We start from the raw sequence: 22665 nt of genomic DNA on the forward strand, positions 1-22665 counted from the left end.
CGTGCGGCTTCGTCCTCTTAAATTGCTCCTTCGACATCGCTCCTCTCCTTCTTTATAAATTCTTTTCAGCTTTCAAATGCCGAGCCCACGACCAGAATTGAACTGGTGACCTCATCCTTACCAAGGATGTGCTCTACCAACTGAGCTACGTGGGCAGAAATCACTCTTAATTACAAATATCAAGGAGCGGGTGAAGGGAATCGAACCCTCGTCACTGGCTTGGAAGGCCAGGGCTTTACCACTAAGCTACACCCGCAAAGCGTGGGCCGGGATGGATTCGAACCACCGTAGGCATTACGCCGGCAGATTTACAGTCTGCTGCCATTGTCCACTCGGCCACCGACCCACTTTTTTCTATGAATAATCTGTATATATAGTTAAAACTATTACTTTTCATATTATAAACGGCTCTATTTAACGAAAGCACTCAGGTGCTCTCTCCCAATTACCCATTCAGGCAGGTATTGGTGACCAAATATCTAATTTTCAAATACCATCTTAGCTTCTTACTGAGCCACCAGCAGGACTCGAACCCGCGCCCCGTCGCTTACAAGGCGACTGCTCTACCAACTGAGCTATGGTGGCAACCCATTTTAAAAAGCAAAGAAAATTAAAATATTTTTAATCTTATATCAATATAAATTTTTTAAACTTATATTAAACTTTAATTTATACCCTTATTTAAAATACATTATAAAACAATCAGCAAGCTTCAAAAAACTTCTTTTACTTTTCTATTCTTCAGAACTATCTCTTTTCTTATAAATTCCCTACTATTCTTCACCTCTGTAAACATAATTCCCAGATTTCTACGATTAAACTCCGAAAAATTAACTACAGTTTCAATTTTTTGTTCCGTACTATTAATCCCAACTATTTACCCTTTCCCTTGCAATTACCACTCGAAATAGCCTTTTTTATTATTGATTATCTACCGCCTCCATAAAAACCCATCTTAACGCTCTTTATACGCATCCCTGATATTTTCTCAAATTTATAGTAATGAAGAAAACTTTTTTATTTTTTCCTAAAATAAAATTTTTATTAAAAAGCTAAATTCATAGCATCCCGGATATATCATATATTCATCATGTGGTCTGGCACCCCAGCTATTATCGCCTCCTACTCCCATCTGTTTAAGATCGATATGCCATTCGATAAAGTCTTTTTCAACTAAGTCTACGGTATGTCTGTTTTTCTTTTTATCACCTTCATCAAGATCCTCTGTTGCAAACGGTAATACAGAAGTTGAAAATAAAGGGTCTCCCTTTATAAGTATTTTTATTTTATCAAAACCAGAAAGCTCTGCCCATCTTATATCAGTCCTGTATCCATTTTCCTGAGGTCTTACATAGGGATAGTACAACTCAGAAACCATGAGAGTATACAAACCAATAAAAGCCGAAGTTTTCCTATCACAATAATTTTCATGGGGTCCTCTCCCAAAATATGTAAGTTTACTAAACTTCCTTGGAAGCCTAGTCCTAAAACCAATCCGAGGTATCTCTGGTAAATCCTTATCATATAATCTGAATTTTGAATTTATTTTGATACTCCCATCATTATATATATGGTAACTAATCGATATTGATGTGGGTCTGAAATACCTGATTGGATAATCATTTCCAATATTTATATAATGATCCGTGGTTACTTTTACAATTCCATCATCAAGTTTTTCCCACTCAATATTTTTTAAAATAAGCTTTTTATGGGCATCTTTCCACACTTTGCAACGTAATTGCATTCCATTGCCAAAATCATTATCAGTGGGAGCACGCCAGAAATACGGTTCCAAGGGCATTAAGAGTAACTCATTATTATTAACTTTTAGAGAATTTATTAGCCCTGAATTCTTATCAAATGATATAGCAAATTTATTCCCTATAAGAGTTAATGAACTTCTATTTTGTGTGACATTGATTTTCCCACTTACAACTTTTTGCTCAGGTTCAATCTTATACATCGGGAGATTGAATTGTTCTTCTGCTACAATATGTCCTGCAGGGATTAATCCGTTTTTATTAGATTGGATGGCCTCAATTTTTAAAAAGTACTCACAGTTGGGTTTTATCCTGATATTCGGTATTTTTAACCATATAGTTTTTGATTTCAAAGGTTCCAAGGCAATTTTAAATTTGCTACTCTTGTATATGGTCTTCCCATTTCCTTCAATCTTAAATTGGAAATCATATTTAGATAGGTTTGTAAAACTATTATAATTTTTTACCACAATCCTACCCTGAAGTAGATTTGCTTCTTCAAAGTAAACAGGTTGATATACTTTCTTCACTTCATACAGAGATGGGTGAGGTGTTCTATTAGGCATTACTAATCCATTTATACAAAAATTGCCGTCAGAAGGAACATCTGGCGGTCCAAAGTCACCACCATAAGCATAATATTCTCTTCCATCTTCAGTCACTTTCAACAATCCCTGATCAACCCAATCCCAGATGCACCCACCTTGAAGCCGATCATATTTATAAATTGCATTCCAGTAATCTTGAAGATTTCCAACACTATTACCCATTGCATGAGCATATTCACACATAATAAGTGGCCTGTCCTTGTAATGAATAGCATAATATTCAAGCCTCTCTATTGAGGCATACATCGGACAATATATATCGGTATTAAATTCCAAACCTGCTCTTTCATATTGAACAGGCCTTGTCTTATCATATGACTTTATCCATAGATACGTTTGATGTGTATTATAGCCATTTCCGGCTTCATTTCCTAAGGACCATATTATTACACAGGGATGATTTTTATCCCTATGAACCATATTTTTAGTTCTGTAGATGTGTGCATTAAGCCATTCGGGTTTGTTAGCAAGTGTTTTATCTGGTGAGTAGCCTATCCCATGAGATTCGATGTTAGCTTCATCTATTACATAAATTCCGTATTTATCACATAGATCATAAAAATATGGATCCTGAGGATAATGAGATGTACGAACTGTATTTATATTATGTAACTTCATCAATTCTATATCCTTCTTTCTTGTTTCTTTATCTACTACGTGCCCCGTTGTAGGATGGTGCTCGTGTAGATTTACCCCTCGAATGTACAATGGTCTACCGTTTACCATTAACTGACCATTTTTTATTTCCACCGTTCTAAAACCTATTTTTTGGGCCACAGCCTGTATAAGTTTGCCATTTTTATATAGCTCTATTTCAAGACCATATAGATTAGGTGTTTCTGCACTCCACTTTTTCACATTCTTAATTGTATGATGAACATTTACAGTAAGATTTCCCCCCGGAACTGACTTTTCTTCAAACAGTTTCAAACCCTCTGAAAGTACTCTTGTAACAACTGATAATCCTTCCTGATTATCGCCTCCTGTTTCAAGCTGTATTGAGAGATCAAAGATTCCATCGGTATAATCTTCATCCAATGTTGATGCCACTCTAAAATCCTTTATTCGATCAAGAGGAGTTGATAGTAGAAAAACATCTCTTTCAATTCCACTCAGCCTCCAGAAATCCTGATCTTCTAAATAACTTGCATCACACCATCGTAACACCATCATTGCAAGCTTATTCCTGCCAGGATTTATAAACGAGGAAATATTAAACTCTGCCGGTGTCTTACTATCCTCACTATATCCAACAAACTTCCCATTTATCCAAAGGTAAAAGGCAGTTTTTACTGCACCAAATACTATAAATACTTTCCTTCCATTCCAACCTTCTGGTATTTCAAATTCGTGACGATACAATCCCGTTGGATTATATCTGCTATGAATAAATGGTGGATCAGGCTCTCCAAAGGGATACTTTATATTAACGTAAATTGGATAATCATAACCTTCCATCTGCCAGTTTGCAGGAACATTTATATAGTCCCAATTTCGATCATTATAATCAATTCTATAAAAATCCATAGGAACAGAATCTGGGTGACTGTAAAGTTTAAATTTCCATTTGCCATTTAGAAGTTTATAAAATTTAGAATTTGTTGGATTCCCTATTCTTGCTTTCTCAATGGTTTCATAGGGAATAAACCAGGAATGTGGCGATTGTTTGTTCACGCTGCATATTTTTGGATCTTTCCATTCAGTGAAAGATTGAGAATAAATTTTTATGAACATACTAATTAAAAATAACACTGGTAAATTAGCTATTCTTTTCATCTTACCCTCGTAGTTTTTGGCAGGATTAAAAACGTTTGCATAATTATTAATATAGCAAATAGCGCTATTTTTTACAAATCACACACTCTCCAGCTATCAAAGTGGGTAATATGTTTCTATTGGGATTCCCGACACTTTAATAAAATTAACCAAATTAATTTCTTTTTATTAAAAGGATTGCAACCGGTTAAAGACATTATCATCATATATTAAGTTCTCTTTTGTACTAAAATGTTAATCACAATAATTATACCCGCAAGGACAATACCCACAAAGAATGGTTCAACACCGAATAGATAAGAGGGGCTTCCATTTGAAGCATTAGCATAACCATAAACAATCCAGAAAAGATTTGCTATAAAAGGAATAACAAGAATTAAACCAGATGTTTTTGTATTTAACAATTTCCTATCAAAAATAGCATCGAGAACAGACACCAGTAGCGATGGTATCACAATTGAGCCTACAACGTACCAGATACTTACAACAGATGGAAAAAACATTACAAGTACTGTTGAGAGTCCAATTGTTAAAATAATTCCAAACCTTGTATAGTTGTTCACTTTGCTCTCATCTGAATTCTTGGAATTACGCCATATTATATCTCTTGCAAAAGTCATTGATGATAAAAAAGATAATGAGTCCATTGTAGACATAATCGTTGCAAAAATTGCCACAAAAAATAATCCTTTTAAAAAAGGTGGCAATAACTTATCAGACAGAATTATAAAAGAAAGTGTTGGATTTATTCCTTCAAGATTAGCTCTGGCATATAAACCTACTGATAATGTCAAAAAATCAAATATCATCCAGAATAATACAGAGACAAGCATTCCATTTTTAGCTGTTTTTTGATTAATGGCAGAATAACATCTCTGATAAAAAGCAGGGTCAACAATAGTCCACATAGCAATAAAGAACCAAACAACCAGAAATGAAAATCTTTGTCCTCCAAGGGGTTCAAGATGTGTATCTGGAAGATTCCCTTTTAAATACTCAAATCCACCTAACTTAATAACACATATGGAAAAGAGTATTAAGAATCCCAGAAACATCAAAATAAACTGGAGTATATCTGTACTGACAACAGATTTGAATCCTCCTCGAAACAGATAGAAAGTCGAAGCAATGGCTCCAATAAAAAATGAAATCCAGAACGGTAATCCCAGAATAACTGACAAAATATAGCCTATCATAAGATAATATGGCGCTGGTGTTACCAATATAAAAACCAGCACGCTTCCTATCAAACCGGGTACCTTACCATACTCATTATAAAGTAAATCAGGTATGGTAAACTGGTTCTTATTCCTTATTCTACCAGCCAGGAAAAATGCAAAAATTATAGCAAATATATAGTATGGCAATCCCATTGCAAACCAATTTAGAATGCCATAATTATATATAAATTCACCAATGCCAAGTATCCCTCCATACCAAGTTGACACAAGAGTTGCTACAAAAGCTGGTAGTGTCAGCTTCCTGCTGGCAAGGAGGTAATCTTCTGCATCATTTCTAGTTTTTTTGCCACTTTTTATTCCTATGTAACCCAGAATCACAAAGTATAAAACTATTACACTAAAATCCCAGATGCTTAATTCTATCTTTTCCATTTCCCGATCTATTTGTTTAAGATTAAGATTAAACTCCCTCTGGTAAATTCAATAATAACTTTATCGTTTAAACTTATATTGCTCAACCCAAGTGATGATGGTAAAAGATCGCAATTCTCAAGATTATATTTAAACCCTTTTAAAGTCAATTTTTCTGCTCTATCAAAAGTAAATAGTGATATCAATTGCTCTTTTTTGGTATCTACTTCATAACAACGTGGGGATAAGACATACACATCCTGTAGTCTATCTGAAATTAAAATTTTATATTTTTCAATAAATTTTTTTGATACAAACAAATTTGCCAGCGTATGATCAAGTCTCTTACCGAGAAAACCAATCATTATAATATTATTCACTCCATCCGGAATATGATTGAACGCCTTTTCAAGATCATTATTATCCTGCATCGGTTCATGAATTATCTCAACTCCAGAGTCCTTTAATTTATGGAGCATTTCTCTCTTGATAGAGTCAAAATCACCTACCACAATTTCCGGTTTAATTTCTATTTTGCTCAACACATTTGCACCACCGTCAACTGCTATTCTATACTTTGCCCTATAGTTATATTTTTTAATCTCATTTATATCCGGTTCAGAATTACCAATTAATAATGCAAATTTAGTAAATATATCCCCAGGTAATCTTACCAATTTTCACCTCATAAACTGTAGATTTATGAACTTTTCTCTTTCAATTTATCGCTCAATTTATTCATATCTATCTCAAGTTGAAAATTTTTGATATGCTCTTTTACTTTACTTTTATATTGTTGGGAATTGAAATACTTTAACACTACCTTTGACAGAGGTAATATCAACCAATCTGGCTCCCAGTTTATTATTTCATAAGTTTTTTTATTTATTACACAACCGTAATAAAAAGCCCATGCAAGTTGAAAGAATGTGTATTTTGGTAGAAGTTGTCTTTTTGCAGCCTCTATTAACGCCTGATGTTTAGAATTTACAAAATAAAACACGCGAGTAAACATATATGCTGTGTAGAAATGAGCAGGTTTATTTGAAATACCATCAAAAGATAATCTTTTCCCGAGAAGTATCAATAATTCCATCAGCATGTCACCAAGCCCGAGCCCTGGGAAACGTTGCCCAGGTAATGCAGGCTTCGCGGGTGAAAAACTTTTTGTAGGATCCTGCAGAAGCAACCATTCTATATGAAGAAAATTCAGAGTATTGTTCTCAAGTTTTATCGGCAATACTCTACTTGGTATTGTAACGTCCTTCTTCACTACGAGTTCACAGATACAATGATCACAATCTTTTTTCCCATCAAAATAAATAAATAGTTTATTCAAAAATGGGTCAGAAGTATCTATGCATATTCGGAGATTCTTTAGTCCTTTTCTTTCCAGAACCTTTGTAATACCAAATTCATCAAGCACCCTCTTTATTCCCTTTTCAGTAAACAGTCCCAGAAATAGTCTTGTATCTGCTTTTATTCTACCGCTATCATCCAGAATGGACTCCATTGTTATCTTCTCATCCTCAAATCCGAATTGAAGATCGGCTAAAGTTAACCTCCTAGCTATTTTTCTGAATTCCTTTTTATAATTTGGCATTCATTTTATCTATTATTTCTATATTTGTAATTATTATACTTATTTAAACCACCTGTCCTTCCTACAATTCTAACCTCAAATTTATTCGCTTTATTCAATTTATCTTACAGTCAATTCGAATATTCATACGAAATTGTAAAAATAACTCTCCAGATATCTGTATATCAAACAGGATAAGTTCTTATATCCGATAAATTAACATATCAGAATTATCATTATAGAATTTAAATTTTCGTCTACTTCCTAAGGATACCATACCCATTTCTGCAAACTTAAACTATACTTTCCTATTATCAGGATTCAATTATACCATTTCTTTGTATATTACTTATTTTTAGGCAGCATTTCAATAGGATGACTCATAATACCAAAATTGGATACATCCGAATATGACGACTTAGAATAATCTGAGAAAATCTCTGAGTTATATTATTAAAATATATCGTAACATCCATTAGATTTTCTTTATCTTTACCTTTTAATCTCCTCTTTCTAATGCCGTCACCAGTGTGTAGTTCCTGTAGGTTTGCATAACATTATTAAACAATTATCTATGGGTATTTTATTAATGGGAATTTTATTGAGTTCAATTACACTGTATACCGTAATTTCGTATTTTACTTCGCCACCCTCAATAGAATGTTACCCTGTCATGGTAGTTCTAGTCTCTTTTATCCTTTTATATGCTCCCCCAAAATATTTTTTCTAAAGTAGAAACATTAAGAGTTCTTTCAGGAAACACAACTATGCTTAACTCTAATAAGTGCTTAAACCCATTGTAGATATTTCTTCCTAAAATATTCTCAGGAACTCCTCTTTTCCCATATTCCTACCCATCTTCCTTTTTCTAAAGAAATCTGGATACATTCAGAAGAGACCGATTGATTTACATTCATAGGTTGTAGCACTGTAGCCAAGACAATTTAACTTCATTATGAAGAAAGTTTAATTTATGCCTTAGTTTATTAACAGTGTAAAATCAAGTGATTTTGCCGAATGGGTAATATATCCAGTAGAAACAACATCCACACCACTTTCTGCATATTCGACAATATTATTTTCATTGATATTTCCTGATGCCTCGAAAAAAATTTTCGAGTAAACATCAGGAGATTTCTTTACATCTTCTATAATATTAAAAATTAAATCGGGTTTAAAGTGGTCAAACATTATAGCAAATGGTATCCTTTGAGAGATTGCTGTGGCAATTTTCATAACTTTATTGAACTCTACCGGCGTTTTTACTTCAACTTCCACAAATCCCAACTCGTCATTTTTAACCAGTATCTCTTTTATCGCAAGTTCCAGATTCTTTTCATCTTCACTAATGCTTAAAATTTTTAGATGATTGTCTTTAAGCATAGCCGAGTCATACAAATTTAAACGATGCGTCAAGCCTCCCGCTACTGATACTGCTTTCTTTTCAATATTTCCCAGTAATGTTTTTCTTGTCGCTGCAATCATAGTGTCAAACTTTTTAATTTTTTCTACCAATAAGTGAGTATCAGTAGAAATTCCACAAACTCTCTGGAAAATATTCAATATAGTTCTTTCAACTCCAAGGATATCCTTAGCTTTCCCTGAAATTTCAAATACAAGATTACCTCGACCAATCTTTTCGCCATCCTTCTTCATTAATTTTACATCAATGCTTTTCGTATTAAGTAAAAATTTTACCTCTTCCGTGCAGGATACAACACCATCACTTTTTGCTATGATTGATGCCTCAACTTTCCTATTATAAATATTTGAAGGGAAAATAGAAGAATCGCTCTGGTATTTATCATGCTCAAGTAAAAAATCAAAGAGCTTAACAAGATACCTTTCATACCGACTCACATCGATCCGGAGCTCATTGCTCCTATCAAATACTTTTTTTACCAGATTTTTCCTGTCCATAATTAGCTCTTATTGGAAAAGATCCTCGGGTTTTACAATTTTAATATTTTCGTGCTTTATTCTTAAAGGAAAGCTTGCAATTATTTTATCCTCCTCAAGAATCTCTTTTTGTTTCGGTGTCCTGTAGGAAATTGGGGTAGGTCTATCCTCTACAAGTATATTTTTCAACTCCTCAGCATTACTCGTTACAAATATAATTTTCATATTATCATACTGCAGATATTTTTTTATTACATTATTCACTTCATCAAGAGTAACTTCTGATAACCTTTTTTTAAATTTTTTCAAATGTCCATCTTCAATTCCATAAAATTTATCATCAATAGCATATCCAAGCTTCAGCATTGTCGTAGGAGCATAGTTTAGAATATAGGAGTATAGGAAATTTTTTGTTATTTTAAAATCTTCTCTGGTCATTCCGTTATCCACAAGTCTTACAAGCTCCCGAATGGCTGCTCTTAGAGCAAAGACTTTCGCTTCATTTGGTACAGGTCTAATCCATATTTCAAAAATCTGTTTTCTTCTAGCTACATTAGGAGGAGGGAATTGTCTTCTTCCACCTTCTGGGAAATATTCTATATAGCTATAATCTCCATAATTTAATCCCCTTGCTTCCCTTATAACCTGGTAAAGGTGACTTGAAGAATTTCTGTGTTCCCCAAACCATGAGTTCGCCAAAGCCAGTGCGTACCAATCGTCCTGACCTCTTATGATGTCTATAGGATAACCCATACTGATTGCAGTGGCTTCAGTATTTTTCTCAACTATAACAACTTCATAACCACTAATCAGTTTTGGATTAATCTCTGGAGGAGATATTTTTTCACCTACAGGCAAGGCTGACAAATCTTTTTTTAAATTTTCAACGAGGTATGCGGGGAATCTACCACCAATTCCTACTATTACATTTTTTTGTGTATAATATTTTTTGTAAAATTTTTTAACATCCGCTACAGTAATTGCTTTAACACTTGATATTCTTCCCTCTTTTAGATGTCCGTATTTTGTATTCTTAAATATTTCCGTATAAAGAACTGCTTTACCAAGTTCCTCATCATTGGAATATTTCAGCACATTCTCCAGGTAATTTAGCACACTCGATCTAACCCTTTCCAGGTCCTCTTCTCTAAAAGCTGGTTTTGTAAGCGATTCAATTAACAGTTTATAAAACTTATATAGGTTATCCTTATGAACACGCCCATATATGACAACCTGTTCCGCATCAACTTGTACATCATAGGATGCGGCAATTGGGTAAAGCTTCTCAATTATTTCTTCGTAGCTATTTTCCAGAGTAGAGCCCTCAGTCAGCATTCTTGCTGTAATATATGCAAGGCCCTCTTTACCAGGCGGATCATATTGAAAACCTGCATTGAAACAAATTCGAAAACTTATAGTCGGATCAGATTTGACAGGCAGTTTTACAAATTGACTATTTTCAATTGCTGATTTACTACAATTAAAAATCATAAATGGAACAATTACTAATAAAAAACTGAACAAAATTTTATTCCAGATCATTTTCACTCCCCCTTTAATAATACAATTGTCCTCTTTGCTGAATCAAAATAGTATTCGGCCGCTTCTTTAATATCCTCTGGTTCAATCTTTTCAAGGGTATTGAACATTCTATCTATACAATCCACACCACCCGTTATCGCAATGAATCTTGCAAGTCTACCAGCAACATGATCGGGCGAATCAAGGCTCTGTAGAAAAGAATACTTTATGTGATTTTTAACGTCTTCAATTTTTTGTTTATCCAAAACATTAATCTTTAATTTCTCCACAGCCGAGATAATTGCTGATTTTACATATTCTATATCATCCTCTGATTTTATCATTGTATACACCGTAAAAAGAGAGGGATCTCGATTAATACCAAAATCAGGATAGATAAACTCAACCTTCTGCTCTTTTAGAAACAGTGTTTTGTATAAGTCACTGTTCTCACCGAAAGCAAGTTCCTCAATAACCAGCGATGCTACATATCGTTTATCATCAGATTTAAAGCTATCCCCCTTATAAGCTATCGCAAGTATGGGCAAAGTTTTTCCTTTATATTTTACCTCTCCATACTTTTCTTCCCTTTGCTCAGGTTCGGTTTCAATTTTCGGTGGTACATACCCTGACTCCCAACCCCTATAATATTTTTTAATAAGTTTTATCACCATATCGCGTTTGACATCCCCCGCTATCACTATAACCACATTTTCTGGGCGGTAGTATCTATTAAAAAATGATAGGCTGAATTCGTACATTCCTGGCATAGCCTTTATATCTTCTTCAAAACCTATAGTTGTATGTTTATATGTATGTTTCTCAAATGCAAGACTATGTAGTTTCTCTTCTAATAAAAACCATGGGTTCATCCTACCCTTTAGATATTCTCCATATACAGCTCCTGTCTCAGTTTTGAACACATTTTCAGTGTAGGAAAGGTTTTTGAATCTATCGCTCTCCAGGTCAATTACTTTTTTAAGATATTTATTGCTAAATTTTAAATGATAGCAAGTAAAATCATCAGTAGTGTAAGCATTTGCATCAGCACCAATCTGTGTCAAAATTTTATCATAAACATTACCAGGATACCTTTTCGTTCCTCTGAACATCATATGCTCAAAAAGGTGAGCAAAACCGGAATGGCCGGGTTCCCATTCATCCCTGCTACCGGTTCTTACTATTGAATAGTATGCAACTAATCCTTCAGATTCCATCGGAATAGTTACTACGGTCAGACCATTTTCAAGTTTATCAACGTAGTATTTATACGGAAAGACTTCTGGATATACACTTCGAGAAATAATCATTGTCAGCATAGCAATAAAAATTATTAAAATTGGATTTTTCATTATACCACTCCCCCTAAACAAAATACAGAGAAAGATAAATATTTTATGCAATTAAAGCTATAATAAATAAAACGAACAGCTAACGCTTGAAAGTTGGCTTATTAAATATTTCCAAGTTATACCTTTCTGGCAAGAATCTTCGATCTATTGTCTAAAATTACTGAATGATGATGGATACATATTGTAGTACATCCACCCTGGTAAATCTGAACTATCAAAACTGATTTCATAAAATCCTGAGAAGCACTACCAGTTTTTATGTGCTGATAAATATCTTTTACAAATTTATTCTAACAAATGTTTGATAAATTCACTATCATATATATTAAAATTTCTTTATATATACTATCACCTTTATACTTCTTCATTATTCTACACCATTTCTAAAAGAAAACATTAATCTCCTATCAGTATAACCAACACTACTATCATTCGCCAATACACTTATCCATTTCTAAAAAACTACTTCATTATTATTATTAACTTTTTATATTGCCATATAACTTAAAAACTTTGAATAATAAGTATTTTACTATATCTTTACTGCTATTTCCGGAGGTATGATGGATAAAACAAAATTACTAATCTTCGACCTGGATGGAACTCTTGTAAACTCATTCAATGACATTGCAGAAAGCGTCAATGAAACTCTCAGAAATTTCGGATATAATGAATTGGATAAGAAAGTTGCCATTCAATATATAGGTGATGGAATAAAAAAACTTGTTAGTCGTGCATTTGGTAAGTCACTTTATAATGACTCTGAGCATGAATGGAAGGAAGAAGAATTAACTAAATTCTACAATCATTATGTAGATAATTACGAAAAGAATTTACTCAATACCACAGTATTATACCCCTGTGTAAAGGAAACGATAGAAAAATTGAAATTAATGGATACATTGATGGTTGTTCTTTCAAACAAAAACGAAAGATTATCAAAAAAAATACTGGAGGCTCTTAAAGTTAAAGATTATTTTGATCTCATATTTGGGGGTGACTCTTTTACAACAAAGAAACCTGACCCTAACCCGATACTTAATATCTTAAAATATTTCAGCGTCTCTGTGGATAAAGCTATGATTGTTGGAGATAGTGAAAACGATATTATTGCAGGGAAGAATGCTGGTATCAAAACGTGTGCTGTCACTTATGGGTTAAAACCGAAAGAGGAACTTGAAAAGCATAATCCAGATTATATAATAGACGAATTTAAAGAGATACTGAATATTATTTAGTATTCTCCTGATCCACAGGATGCACTCTCCAGTCTCTTGCGGGATAAATTACTTTAATCTCACCATCTGTATTTTTTAATACAACCTTTTCTATCAATGCATTAGCTATAATGGCTTTACACTGATTGCAAATAAAGGTATGACCAACAACATATATCGTCGCACCAGCAGTGCTGTGACCATTCCTTGCTGCCAGAACCACTGCATTGGACTCCGCATGAGACCCCACTGCCCGGCACTTTTCAAGCTGTGTACCCGACTTTATTTTGTGTCTGTCTCTATAGCAAAATCCAATCTCAAGGCAGTTTTGTTGATGTGTAGGTGCTCCGTTATATCCTGTAGATATTATGTCCTTATTCCTTACAATTACCGCTCCGACTTTATTTCTGAAACATGTCGACCGGGACGCAACCATTTCGGCTATATCAAGAAAATACTCATCCCAACTTTTTCTTCTCTCCGTCACTTTTCCCTCCCAGATAAATCAGACAAAGCGTTTATAAAACCATCCTTATTAATATAATACAACAATTGTATGAGTCAAATGAAAATAATAAATTCCATCCCTGATTTCTAAAATTTTAAATGGGGAATATCGATGGAGGTCTTAAAACTTGCACCTATCTTTTTGACAATTTCTTTAATTTTATGTGCAAATATAAACGCCAAGCAATACAATAATAGACAAGAAATTCCTAAGAAGTACCGATGGAATATTACAGATATTTACAAAACAGAAGAAGACTGGATAAAAGCTAAAAAAGAGGTTGTAAAGAAATTTCCACTCATAACAAAATATAAAGGAAAACTCGGAAAATCATCCAAGTATTTATTAGAATGCTTAAAACTGAATAGTGAAATTGATAAAGATCTATCAAAATTCTATACTTATGCCGCATTAAAATCAGATGAAGATATTAGAATCTCAGAAAATCTTGCTAAAAAACAGGAAATTTTACAACTATATACAGAATATAAATCAATAGCCTCATTTATAGAACCAGAAATACTCAAAATTGATAAGAAAAAGATTGAGAAATTTATCTATAAGGAACCTGAACTTGAAGAATATAGATTTTACCTTGAGAACTTACAAAGGCAAAAAGCTCATCTTTTAAGTGAGAAAGAGGAAAAAATATTAGCACTATCTAACCTAATTACCAATTCACCATATACAATCTTTAGCGTATTATCAAATGCTGATTTGCCCTATCCCGAGATTACTCTTTCAACCGGTGAAAAAATAAAACTCAATCAAGCAGGTTATCAAAAATACAGAACAGTTCAGAATATAAAAGATAGAGAGATGGTTTTTCATGAATTCTTCTCTTCCCTTGGGAAATTTCAACGGACATACGGGACTGACCTTGGTGCACTGGTAAAAACACACATTTTTTATACAAAAGTAAGAAACTACAATTCAACGCTGGAACTGGCACTCGATCCAAATAATATATCGACTGAGGTTTATTTCAAACTTATTGAAAATGTTAACAAAAACCTCAATAGATTTCATAGATACCTTAAAATAAATAAAAAATTACTGGGACTTGACACCCTTAAATACAGTGATCTTTACGTACCCGCTGTAAAATCCATAGATACAGAGTTTGATTATGACGAAGCTAAAGAAATGGTACTGAATGCTTTAAAACCTCTTGGACGGGAATATATTCAAACACTTAAAAGGGCATTTAATGAGAGATGGATTGATGTGTATCCAACAGAAGGGAAGCGTTCAGGTGCCTATTCCAATGGTAGTGCATACGATGTACATCCCTATATCCTTCTTAATTACACGGGCCAATATAATGATGTTAGGCGCAAAGGCTTAATGCAGAATGCAGAATGCAAATTGAAAAATGCAAAATCGTCTTTTGTCAGATTTGGCTTTTGTACTCAAAATGTATACAGAAATAAATTTGACTTTTGCATTTTGCAATCTTCATTTTTCAATTGCCGTAAGGCTATCTTACCCCTCGGGAAATCGCCTTCGGCGACTTCGTGAATACAAGATGTTAGGCGCAAAGGCTTAATGCAGAATGCAGAATGCAAATTGAAAAATGCAAAATCGTCTTTTGTCAGATTTGGCTTTTGTACTCAAAATGTATACAGAAATAAATTTGACTTTTGCATTTTGCAATCTTCATTTTTCAATTGCCGTAAGGCTATCTTACCCCTCGGGAAATCGCCTTCGGCGACTTCGTGAATACAAGATGTTAGGCGCAAAGGCTTAATGCAGAATGCAGAATGCAAATTGAAAAATGCAAAATCGTCTTTTGTCAGATTTGGCTTTTGTACTCAAAATGTATACAGAAATAAATTTGACTTTTGCACATTGCAATCTTCATTTTGCAATTGCCGTAAGGCTATCTTGCCCTTCGGGAAATCGCCTTCAGCGACTTCGTGAATATAAGACATAAGTACTCTTGCTCATGAGCCCAGTCATACAATGCATAGTTATTTTTCCAATAAAACCCAACCGTATTCCACTGCCGATTACCCAATATTTGTAGCAGAAGTAGCAAGCACCTTAAATGAAATCTTACTTTTCTTTGATCAATATCAAAAAGCTACAGATGACAATATAAAATTGTATTTACTAATGGAGTTTCTTGATGGTATGAAGGGTACTCTTTTTCGCCAAACTCAATTTGCAGAATTCGAACTTGAAATGCATAAAATAGCCGAAAAAGGCGGTCAGCTTACAGGAGACGTCTTATCCTCATTATATAAAAAAATTGTAAGAAAATACTATGGTCATGAAATGGGAGTTTGTTTTGTACCTGATTATATAAAGTACGAATGGGCTTATGTGCCACATTTCTATTATAACTATTATGTATATCAATACGCTACTTCATTTACCGCATCAATATCACTGTCAAAAGATATTTTAGAAGGAAATCAAGAATCTATCAAAAGATATATAAATTTCCTTTCATCAGGTGGATCAGATTATCCAATAAATCTCCTCAAAAAAGCAGGTGTCGACATGACTTCCGATGAACCATTCAACAAGACCATGGAATTTATGGACTGGGCTATGGATGAGTTAGGAAAAATAATAAACCAGTAAAATAAACCTAGTATTATGATTAAAAAGCATATTAAAGCGTAAGAAAGATCAAAAATGAAAATATACCAGTTAATCTTTTTTATTCTTGTTACATTGATTATTTTTACATTAGCCAATTACTACGTCATTAAAAAAATTTATAACACTACGGGTCAAAATATTGCTATATTGATAATTTTAATAATCCTTGCAATCTCATATCCAGCAGGGAAAATAATAGAAAGGACGATATCCGGCTTACTATCAAGACCAATTACCTATGTTGGTGTTCATTATATTGCTTTTTTGTGAATGTCTTTTTTATGTTAATTTTATTTGAAGTTATAAGACTATTTTTTTAATAGTAACAAATAGCACATTCACACAACTACATTTAAAGTTTTACAATACCTTTTTCAATGTTACACCATTATTAACAGCAATACTTATAACTATTTTAGGTTACCTTAATGCCTTCCAAATAGAAGTAAAGCATCTAAAATTGGATATATATAAAAACATAAAAGGCATTAACAGCCTGAAAATAGCTTTTTTGAGTGATCTTCATCTGGGGCTAACTGTTTCAAAATCCCATCTTGAAAAAATAGTAGAAGAGATAAACACACACGACCCGGATTTAGTTCTTATAGCTGGCGATTTGATTGATGAAGATATTTTCTACATTGATGACAATATCCTAAAACCTATTACAAATCTAAAGCCGAAATACGGAATATACACCTGCCCCGGAAATCATGAATATTATGCCGGTTTCAAAAGATCTATGGATTTCATTAAAAATAATAATATCAACGTTCTCACTGATGATGTACAACTGATTGATAATAAATTTTACATAGTTGGAAGACATGATAGAGCATCTACTCAAATGGGAATATCAAGAAAACCATTATCTGAAATTGTTAAATATATTGATAATCATAAACCTATAATTTTATTGGATCATACACCCACGGGATTAGATGAAGCCTCCAGCTTGAATATCGATCTACAACTCTCAGGACATACGCATCATGGACAGATATTTCCATTTAATTTTATTACAAGTCTGGTCTACAAGAAAAGCTGGGGGTATTTAAAAAAGGGTAATACCCATTTCTATATTTCAAGTGGTACTGGTGTCTGGGGACCACACATCAGAACTGGTAGCAACTCTGAAATAATCATAATAAATATAAATTTTAAAGCAAAATGAAACATAGATAAATTGACTTCATTTAAAGCAGTGTCATTATGAATTTATTCTAATTATGATTAAATTCTTTAGCTCTTTGAGGGGGCGAATGGATTCGACGGGATTGAAGGTGTAATAAACGGCGTGCCGTGGTTTCTCGGGAGTCCACGTAAAACAAACCTGAGGTTGGATAAGTGCCAACTACAACTACGCTGTTGCCTAAATTATAGGCAACCGTCCTTTCTGATCTTGCCTGCGGGTCAGAAAAGGGCGTCATTTAGCAGGCTAGTCCATTGCCTTTTTTCGCCGGGTAATGGGCGAAATTTCAGGTGAAATAGCCTTTCCGGAATTTGCCCGTTGATGAAGGAAAGGCGAAAACTTAACAATGGGCTACGCACGTAGAGGTTTATTCCACCTCTTTCTCGGACGAGGGTTCGATTCCCTCCGCCTCCACAATTTTAACTAAAAAGAAATGATAAATAATTTTCCCAGTAGTAATCGAAACTGTAGTTTCTTATTATTTTATCGTGGAAATTACTTATTCTATTTTGATTGTGCTCTAAAAACTTTAGAATTCGATTCGCATTATATACAGGGCTTTCATTAAAAGGGAGATAAATTACGCCATCTTTTGTGATTTCTTTGAAAACCTGCAAATCACTTGAAGCAATAGGAATCCTTGCAAGTCCACCTTCAAGAATTGTCATTCCAAACCCTTCGTCTTTACTTGTTATGAGGACAAGGTCACCGGCAAAATATAAGTCACGAACAATCATATTGTTTTTTTCTGGGGAAATATTAAGCTCCTTCATCAAATCGTTAAGAAACAAAACATTCTCATTCATACCTTTCTTATTAACTAATTTTTTTATTTCCCTGTAATATTCTTCACTATCGTCATCAATTACCAAACCTGTTATCAATAATATAACATCTGGATAGGTTAATTTAATTGATTCAATTATTTCTATAGATCTCTCAATGTTTTTTCTAACAAGAAACCTGACAGGAGATACGATAAAAGGGAATCTTGTTCTAATATCAACTCTTTCCAGTATTCCGTGTGTTTCGTCGCAGAATTTATAAAAGTCTGCATAATCAATCATATTCGGAACCACAATTATATCTTTCTTACTCAGTCCCATTATTTCAACCATTTGTCTCCGTCTTACTTCAGATATAGTTATATACTTTATGTTAGGACTGGTGAGTGCCTCTTTTAGCAAAACCCATGGACGCCTGTTATATAATCTACTCCTATACTCATCCATTGCCCATGCAAGGTCATGCACCCATATATAAAATTTTTTACCTGGATTTTTCTCTATGAAATTAAATAAAGCTTCCGTCAGTATAAGATTATTGGGCATAGTCATTACATTATGAATAATAATATTTTGTATGTTTCCTATTTCAGCTTCAACTTTACGCTGAATCTGTGATAATCGATATTCATAGTTTTCTGGCAGTGACCCAAGTTTCAATACGCGTTGAATATTCCGTATTGCAGAGTGGTTGGGACTAAATTCAGGGACAATACTCGTTTTGATATTATGGTCTTCTATTTTACCCTCACCTGCCAGAAGGGTAACCAGATAACCTTTTTTTGCAAATAGTTCTGAAAATGGTTTAAGTAAAGTTTCAACACCCCCTACAACGGGTGGTAGTGTATAATGAATTATTAAAACCTGCTTCATCGAATCCTCCCTACAATTTCCAAAAGGAATATAAACAAAAATCAACTATTATGCACATATAAGAAGTTTATTGTACAAAGCAATAGAATTCTGTTGAAATTATAAAGCATAGATAAAGGTACCGCATTTTATATTTTACATTTTGATTTATCATAGATTTCTATATATTCGTTTAATACCTTCTAAGATAATAATAAAATCATAATTTTATTTACCTGTTTCTCATCTATTCATACAAGGTTATCGTTTTGGAAATTTATGTGAATATCCAGAATTTGGGGCTTCATAGCAGATTAGTGAATGGGAAAAATGAAGGGACTTGCTGATTGTTGGAGATATCCTGATTATTTCTCTGCTTAAACTCTTCAATTTCCCTAATATCAGGAAAATAAAAAAAACTTGCTAAACATAGTAATTTGTTCCTATATTTAAAAAAATTGTAAGGTGATGTTTAAATTAATAATAATATAATAGCATATAAAAAATATGGGTGAATAAAAGAAATTATTCCAAATAGTAACTTTCAATTAGGAATTAGGAAGAGATATTTTATATTAGTTCAGAAAGTATAAACTCGGAGCAAATGAATGGGTGTCTACTCCGGATAGGGCAAGAAATAATCTCAAAAGAGATTATTATCAGTCAGACCAAAAAATAATTAGAAAATTCATTAAATCAAATTGAGAGGAGAAAAAGATGAAGCACTTCAAAAATGTTTTAGTACTATCAATACTTTTCATAGGTATTGTATCAATGCTTTGGATTATAGGTTGTGAAAATGAAAGTTCAGTAACTGATTTTCAACAACAGGAATTCTCTAACCCTTATAATTGTGTCGGCAAACAACATAATGAGGGACTAGCCTATGTTTATGATAATCTTAAAACCATAGAATTGACAAAGGAAAATTTTCTTGATGCTTCAATTATCCAAATCACTAATTATCTCCAATTACATGGATTCTCAGATGTAGATTATTTTATAAATCTTGGAGTTAATATCGCAAAATATCATAATAGAACGTTTTGCAAAGCTACTTCAACATGGGATTCGGCTTTAGACTCGGTGATAGAAACCAGTGGATTTTCAGATAGGCAAAAATTCTACCTTCGTAGATTAGATGAAGTTTCTGAAATGGATATTCCTATTGAATTAATATCTGATTCACTTAATTTGATTGGAGCGCAAGCATATACTGAATTGGGCGATAGTTTAGCAACAGTAGTGTTAATAGCCGCATCTGTAATGCAGAATTCTTTGGAATATTGGTATACGCATGGAAAAGAATGGATAGATTTACTTTCAGACAAAGATGTTACACTCGGTAAAGTAGCTGCTGGCTGGTTTGATTGGCGTGGTGTTGTTAAATACGATGTTGCTGGTGCTTTGGGAGGTGCAGTTGGTGGATTAATAACTGGAGGTCCAAGTGGCATATTGGTTGGAGCAGGTGCTGGAGCGGCAACAGCCTCAATCTCTAATGCTGCTTACCAAATTGTGGATCATTTTTTTTAAAGTTCATTTAAAAATAAGTAGAAGACTTGATAGAAACGAGTCTTCTACTTAATTATCAAAGTGACAAATATAATATACAAGGACCATTTGATATGTTGAAAAGATTAATATTATCAACTTTTGTATTTTTTATATTAATGAACATTATGAGTGTAATTTTCATTTATCCAGGAAATTATTTAAAATCGGTCACTGCATCATTTTTTTCATCATTGTTATTCTTTCTATTTCAGTTGTTGTTCATGAAAGCTCGACTTAAGAAGTAATGATACAACCTGTAACTTTATGTCCACCTAAGAAATAAAAAGATTTGAGTACACGTAAGATAACTCTTGAAAGATGATATAAGATAAAATGACTGACATGTTGTTTGAAATAATGGATTAAATATTAATATTAATATTATCGTAGTAGAAATTTATTGCAAAGATGAAAATTCTATACATTAGTTAAAACAAAAAAGCTAACTCTATATCCACACAGCAGAAAAAGCTGTTCGATCAATTTTGTCTGATTCAGGGACATGGTATACACTTTGAGAAGGCATTTTGCAATAATCTAAGCTGAAAAGATCAAGTATTACAGGTTTAAATTTAATGAGTTTGTTATAATCAATTTTGCTTTTACCACCTGCTTCATAAGCTATTTTTAGTGGAGTAACACCTCCTTTATATCTGTTAATTCTGAGTGTGTTAAAGTAAACCATATATGTATAGCATTTCCCATGGGGATCCACAGGATAGACAAAAGATCAAGGCTATCTTTATAATCCTCAATGTCAAAGAACTCATCTTCTATAATTCGATGGAAAGCCTCTACATCGCTGTTGTAAGTCTTTTGTCCAGGTGGTATTCTTGAGTGATATACGTTATATCTTTTCAGCATTTTCTCAAATGGACTCAGTCTCTTTATAGATGAAACAGGATTCTTTCTGTTGTATACAATTACAAATTCACTACCATTGTCAGTCTGAACTGTAATCTCTTCGAGATTTACTCCACAACTTTGTAGGTGTTCCAATATAACTTTTGCAAAAATAGAAGCATTTGTTGAAGTATTCTCTCTGGCGAAACTCACAAAAGCTAAACCAGTCCTCACATCTCTTGCTGTATACATATATCCAGGAAATGATGAAATATAGTCTCATAGAGATCCCTATGGGATAGGGATAATACTTCGGTATATCTTTTCTCATAGAGATCCCTATGGGATAACTCTTTTGTATCTATCTGTATTAACTCAAATAACTTCAATCTCTTCTTTACCTCTCTTAAATCCCTCTTAACAACATGTTTCTTCTTACGTCTCCTTATTAGCCCATTCTGTTTCAGAACTCTGTATATAGCTCCTGTACTGCAGGGAATTTTAAATTCTTCCTTGATTCTGTAAGGACCTAAATATGGATGAGCCCTCCTTATCTCCAGTATCCTCTCCTCTAACTCCAAAGGTATCTTCCCTGGGTTGCTCCTCGGTGCCCTCGACCTATCTAAAAGCCCTTGTAACCCCTCCTCCCTGTACCTATTTAACCACTTATACACTGTCTTCCTTGTCGTTCCAAATAACCTCGCTGTCTTACTTACTCCATTCTTTAAAGCTGACTCTACCATTTCCCTGTGCAAATTATAACTATTTTTCATATCTTTTATCAGTTGACAATATCTTATTACCATGGGCTCTCTCCTCCTTCTTATATCCATCAAAACTTACACGGAGAGAGCCCTCTTCTTCAATCCCCTCTATCAAACCTACTCCATCTCCTTCTACTATCCTTCTAACCTCTATCAATCTCTCATCTGTTAGCCTCTTAATCTCTCTTATCCCTATCAACCCCATTAATCTCCTTAACTGTATACCATGTGAATGAACTGTACA

18 protein-coding genes, 4 tRNA genes and 1 other RNA gene are annotated in these 22665 nt (G+C 33.5%); 7 read left to right on the forward strand and 16 right to left on the reverse strand.

Annotated elements, in window-relative coordinates; translation table 11 throughout:
* Window positions 1-82 precede the first annotated feature (82 nt).
* From H0Z29_11505 to H0Z29_11555, 11 genes are all read right to left on the reverse strand, one after another.
* Window positions 83-155: transfer RNA gene (locus tag H0Z29_11505), tRNA-Thr, on the reverse strand.
* Between the two features lie 30 nt (window positions 156-185).
* A tRNA-Gly gene (locus tag H0Z29_11510) sits at window positions 186-256 on the reverse strand.
* A gap of 6 nt (window positions 257-262) precedes the next feature.
* Window positions 263-346, reverse strand: a tRNA-Tyr gene (locus H0Z29_11515).
* A gap of 166 nt (window positions 347-512) precedes the next feature.
* Window positions 513-585 (reverse strand) — tRNA-Thr (locus tag H0Z29_11520).
* Window positions 586-1027: 442 nt separating this feature from the next.
* The gene (locus tag H0Z29_11525; protein MBO8132115.1) at window positions 1028-4147 is read right to left on the reverse strand and encodes a DUF4981 domain-containing protein; all 3120 of its coding nucleotides are present in this window, start codon (window positions 4145-4147) and stop codon (window positions 1028-1030) included.
* A gap of 209 nt (window positions 4148-4356) precedes the next feature.
* Window positions 4357-5760, reverse strand: coding sequence for a sodium:solute symporter family protein (locus H0Z29_11530; protein MBO8132116.1), 1404 nt, complete (start codon window positions 5758-5760; stop codon window positions 4357-4359).
* Between the two features lie 8 nt (window positions 5761-5768).
* Window positions 5769-6416, reverse strand: a complete 648-nt coding sequence (locus H0Z29_11535; protein ID MBO8132117.1) for a thiamine diphosphokinase — start codon at window positions 6414-6416, stop codon at window positions 5769-5771.
* A gap of 23 nt (window positions 6417-6439) precedes the next feature.
* A complete protein-coding gene (locus H0Z29_11540) occupies window positions 6440-7342 on the reverse strand; it encodes a hypothetical protein (protein ID MBO8132118.1) in 903 nt (300 codons plus the stop codon).
* Window positions 7343-8299: 957 nt separating this feature from the next.
* Window positions 8300-9241 carry a carboxylating nicotinate-nucleotide diphosphorylase gene (nadC, locus tag H0Z29_11545; GenBank protein ID MBO8132119.1) on the reverse strand — a complete coding sequence of 314 codons (942 nt, stop codon included), beginning with the start codon at window positions 9239-9241 and terminating at the stop codon, window positions 8300-8302.
* Between the two features lie 9 nt (window positions 9242-9250).
* Window positions 9251-10762 (reverse strand): insulinase family protein, encoded by a 1512-nt coding sequence (locus H0Z29_11550; GenBank protein MBO8132120.1) that lies wholly within the window; start codon window positions 10760-10762, stop codon window positions 9251-9253.
* 2 nt (window positions 10763-10764) lie between these two features.
* Window positions 10765-12093: an insulinase family protein gene (locus tag H0Z29_11555; GenBank protein MBO8132121.1), complete on the reverse strand. Its 1329-nt coding sequence runs from the start codon at window positions 12091-12093 to the stop codon at window positions 10765-10767.
* A gap of 563 nt (window positions 12094-12656) precedes the next feature.
* Here H0Z29_11555 and H0Z29_11560 point away from each other — a divergent pair.
* Entirely contained in the window at window positions 12657-13331 is a 675-nt protein-coding gene (locus H0Z29_11560; GenBank protein MBO8132122.1) for a phosphoglycolate phosphatase, read from the forward strand.
* On the opposite strand, the gene H0Z29_11565 is transcribed toward H0Z29_11560, so the two are convergent.
* The gene (locus H0Z29_11565) at window positions 13324-13797 is read right to left on the reverse strand and encodes a cytidine/deoxycytidylate deaminase family protein (GenBank protein ID MBO8132123.1); all 474 of its coding nucleotides are present in this window, start codon (window positions 13795-13797) and stop codon (window positions 13324-13326) included. The genes H0Z29_11560 and H0Z29_11565 overlap by 8 nt on opposite strands.
* 132 nt (window positions 13798-13929) lie before the next feature.
* On the opposite strand from H0Z29_11565, the gene H0Z29_11570 reads away from it, so the two are divergent.
* The 5 genes from H0Z29_11570 to ssrA all read left to right on the forward strand — a co-directional run bounded on the left by H0Z29_11570 (window position 13930) and on the right by ssrA (window position 18040).
* Window positions 13930-15339, forward strand: coding sequence for an oligoendopeptidase F family protein (locus H0Z29_11570; GenBank protein MBO8132124.1), 1410 nt, complete (start codon window positions 13930-13932; stop codon window positions 15337-15339).
* 444 nt (window positions 15340-15783) lie between these two features.
* Window positions 15784-16410: a hypothetical protein gene (locus H0Z29_11575; protein ID MBO8132125.1), complete on the forward strand. Its 627-nt coding sequence runs from the start codon at window positions 15784-15786 to the stop codon at window positions 16408-16410.
* A 54-nt stretch (window positions 16411-16464) separates the two neighbouring features.
* Window positions 16465-16701, forward strand: coding sequence for a hypothetical protein (locus H0Z29_11580; GenBank protein ID MBO8132126.1), 237 nt, complete (start codon window positions 16465-16467; stop codon window positions 16699-16701).
* 190 nt (window positions 16702-16891) lie between these two features.
* Entirely contained in the window at window positions 16892-17605 is a 714-nt protein-coding gene (locus H0Z29_11585; protein MBO8132127.1) for a metallophosphoesterase, read from the forward strand.
* 80 nt (window positions 17606-17685) lie between these two features.
* Window positions 17686-18040, forward strand: a transfer-messenger RNA (tmRNA) gene (gene ssrA / locus H0Z29_11590).
* A gap of 2 nt (window positions 18041-18042) precedes the next feature.
* On the opposite strand, the gene H0Z29_11595 is transcribed toward ssrA, so the two are convergent.
* Window positions 18043-19281, reverse strand: coding sequence for a glycosyltransferase family 4 protein (locus tag H0Z29_11595; protein ID MBO8132128.1), 1239 nt, complete (start codon window positions 19279-19281; stop codon window positions 18043-18045).
* A 696-nt stretch (window positions 19282-19977) separates the two neighbouring features.
* On the opposite strand from H0Z29_11595, the gene H0Z29_11600 reads away from it, so the two are divergent.
* Entirely contained in the window at window positions 19978-20793 is an 816-nt protein-coding gene (locus H0Z29_11600; GenBank protein MBO8132129.1) for a hypothetical protein, read from the forward strand.
* 648 nt (window positions 20794-21441) lie between these two features.
* Here H0Z29_11600 and H0Z29_11605 read toward each other — a convergent pair.
* Genes H0Z29_11605 through H0Z29_11615 form a run of 3 tightly spaced genes read right to left on the reverse strand, consistent with a single transcriptional unit; the run spans window position 21442 to window position 22626 of the window.
* Window positions 21442-21909 (reverse strand): DDE-type integrase/transposase/recombinase, encoded by a 468-nt coding sequence (locus H0Z29_11605; GenBank protein MBO8132130.1) that lies wholly within the window; start codon window positions 21907-21909, stop codon window positions 21442-21444.
* Window positions 21888-22463 carry a helix-turn-helix domain-containing protein gene (locus H0Z29_11610; GenBank protein MBO8132131.1) on the reverse strand — a complete coding sequence of 192 codons (576 nt, stop codon included), beginning with the start codon at window positions 22461-22463 and terminating at the stop codon, window positions 21888-21890. The genes H0Z29_11605 and H0Z29_11610 overlap by 22 nt, the downstream gene beginning before the upstream one ends.
* Window positions 22420-22626, reverse strand: coding sequence for a hypothetical protein (locus H0Z29_11615; GenBank protein MBO8132132.1), 207 nt, complete (start codon window positions 22624-22626; stop codon window positions 22420-22422). The genes H0Z29_11610 and H0Z29_11615 overlap by 44 nt, the downstream gene beginning before the upstream one ends.
* Between the last annotated feature and the right edge of the window lie 39 nt (window positions 22627-22665).

It is taken from the genome of Candidatus Neomarinimicrobiota bacterium, assembly GCA_017656425.1.
In the GTDB taxonomy this organism is placed as follows: domain Bacteria; phylum Fidelibacterota; class UBA2242; order UBA2242; family B5-G15; genus JACDNV01.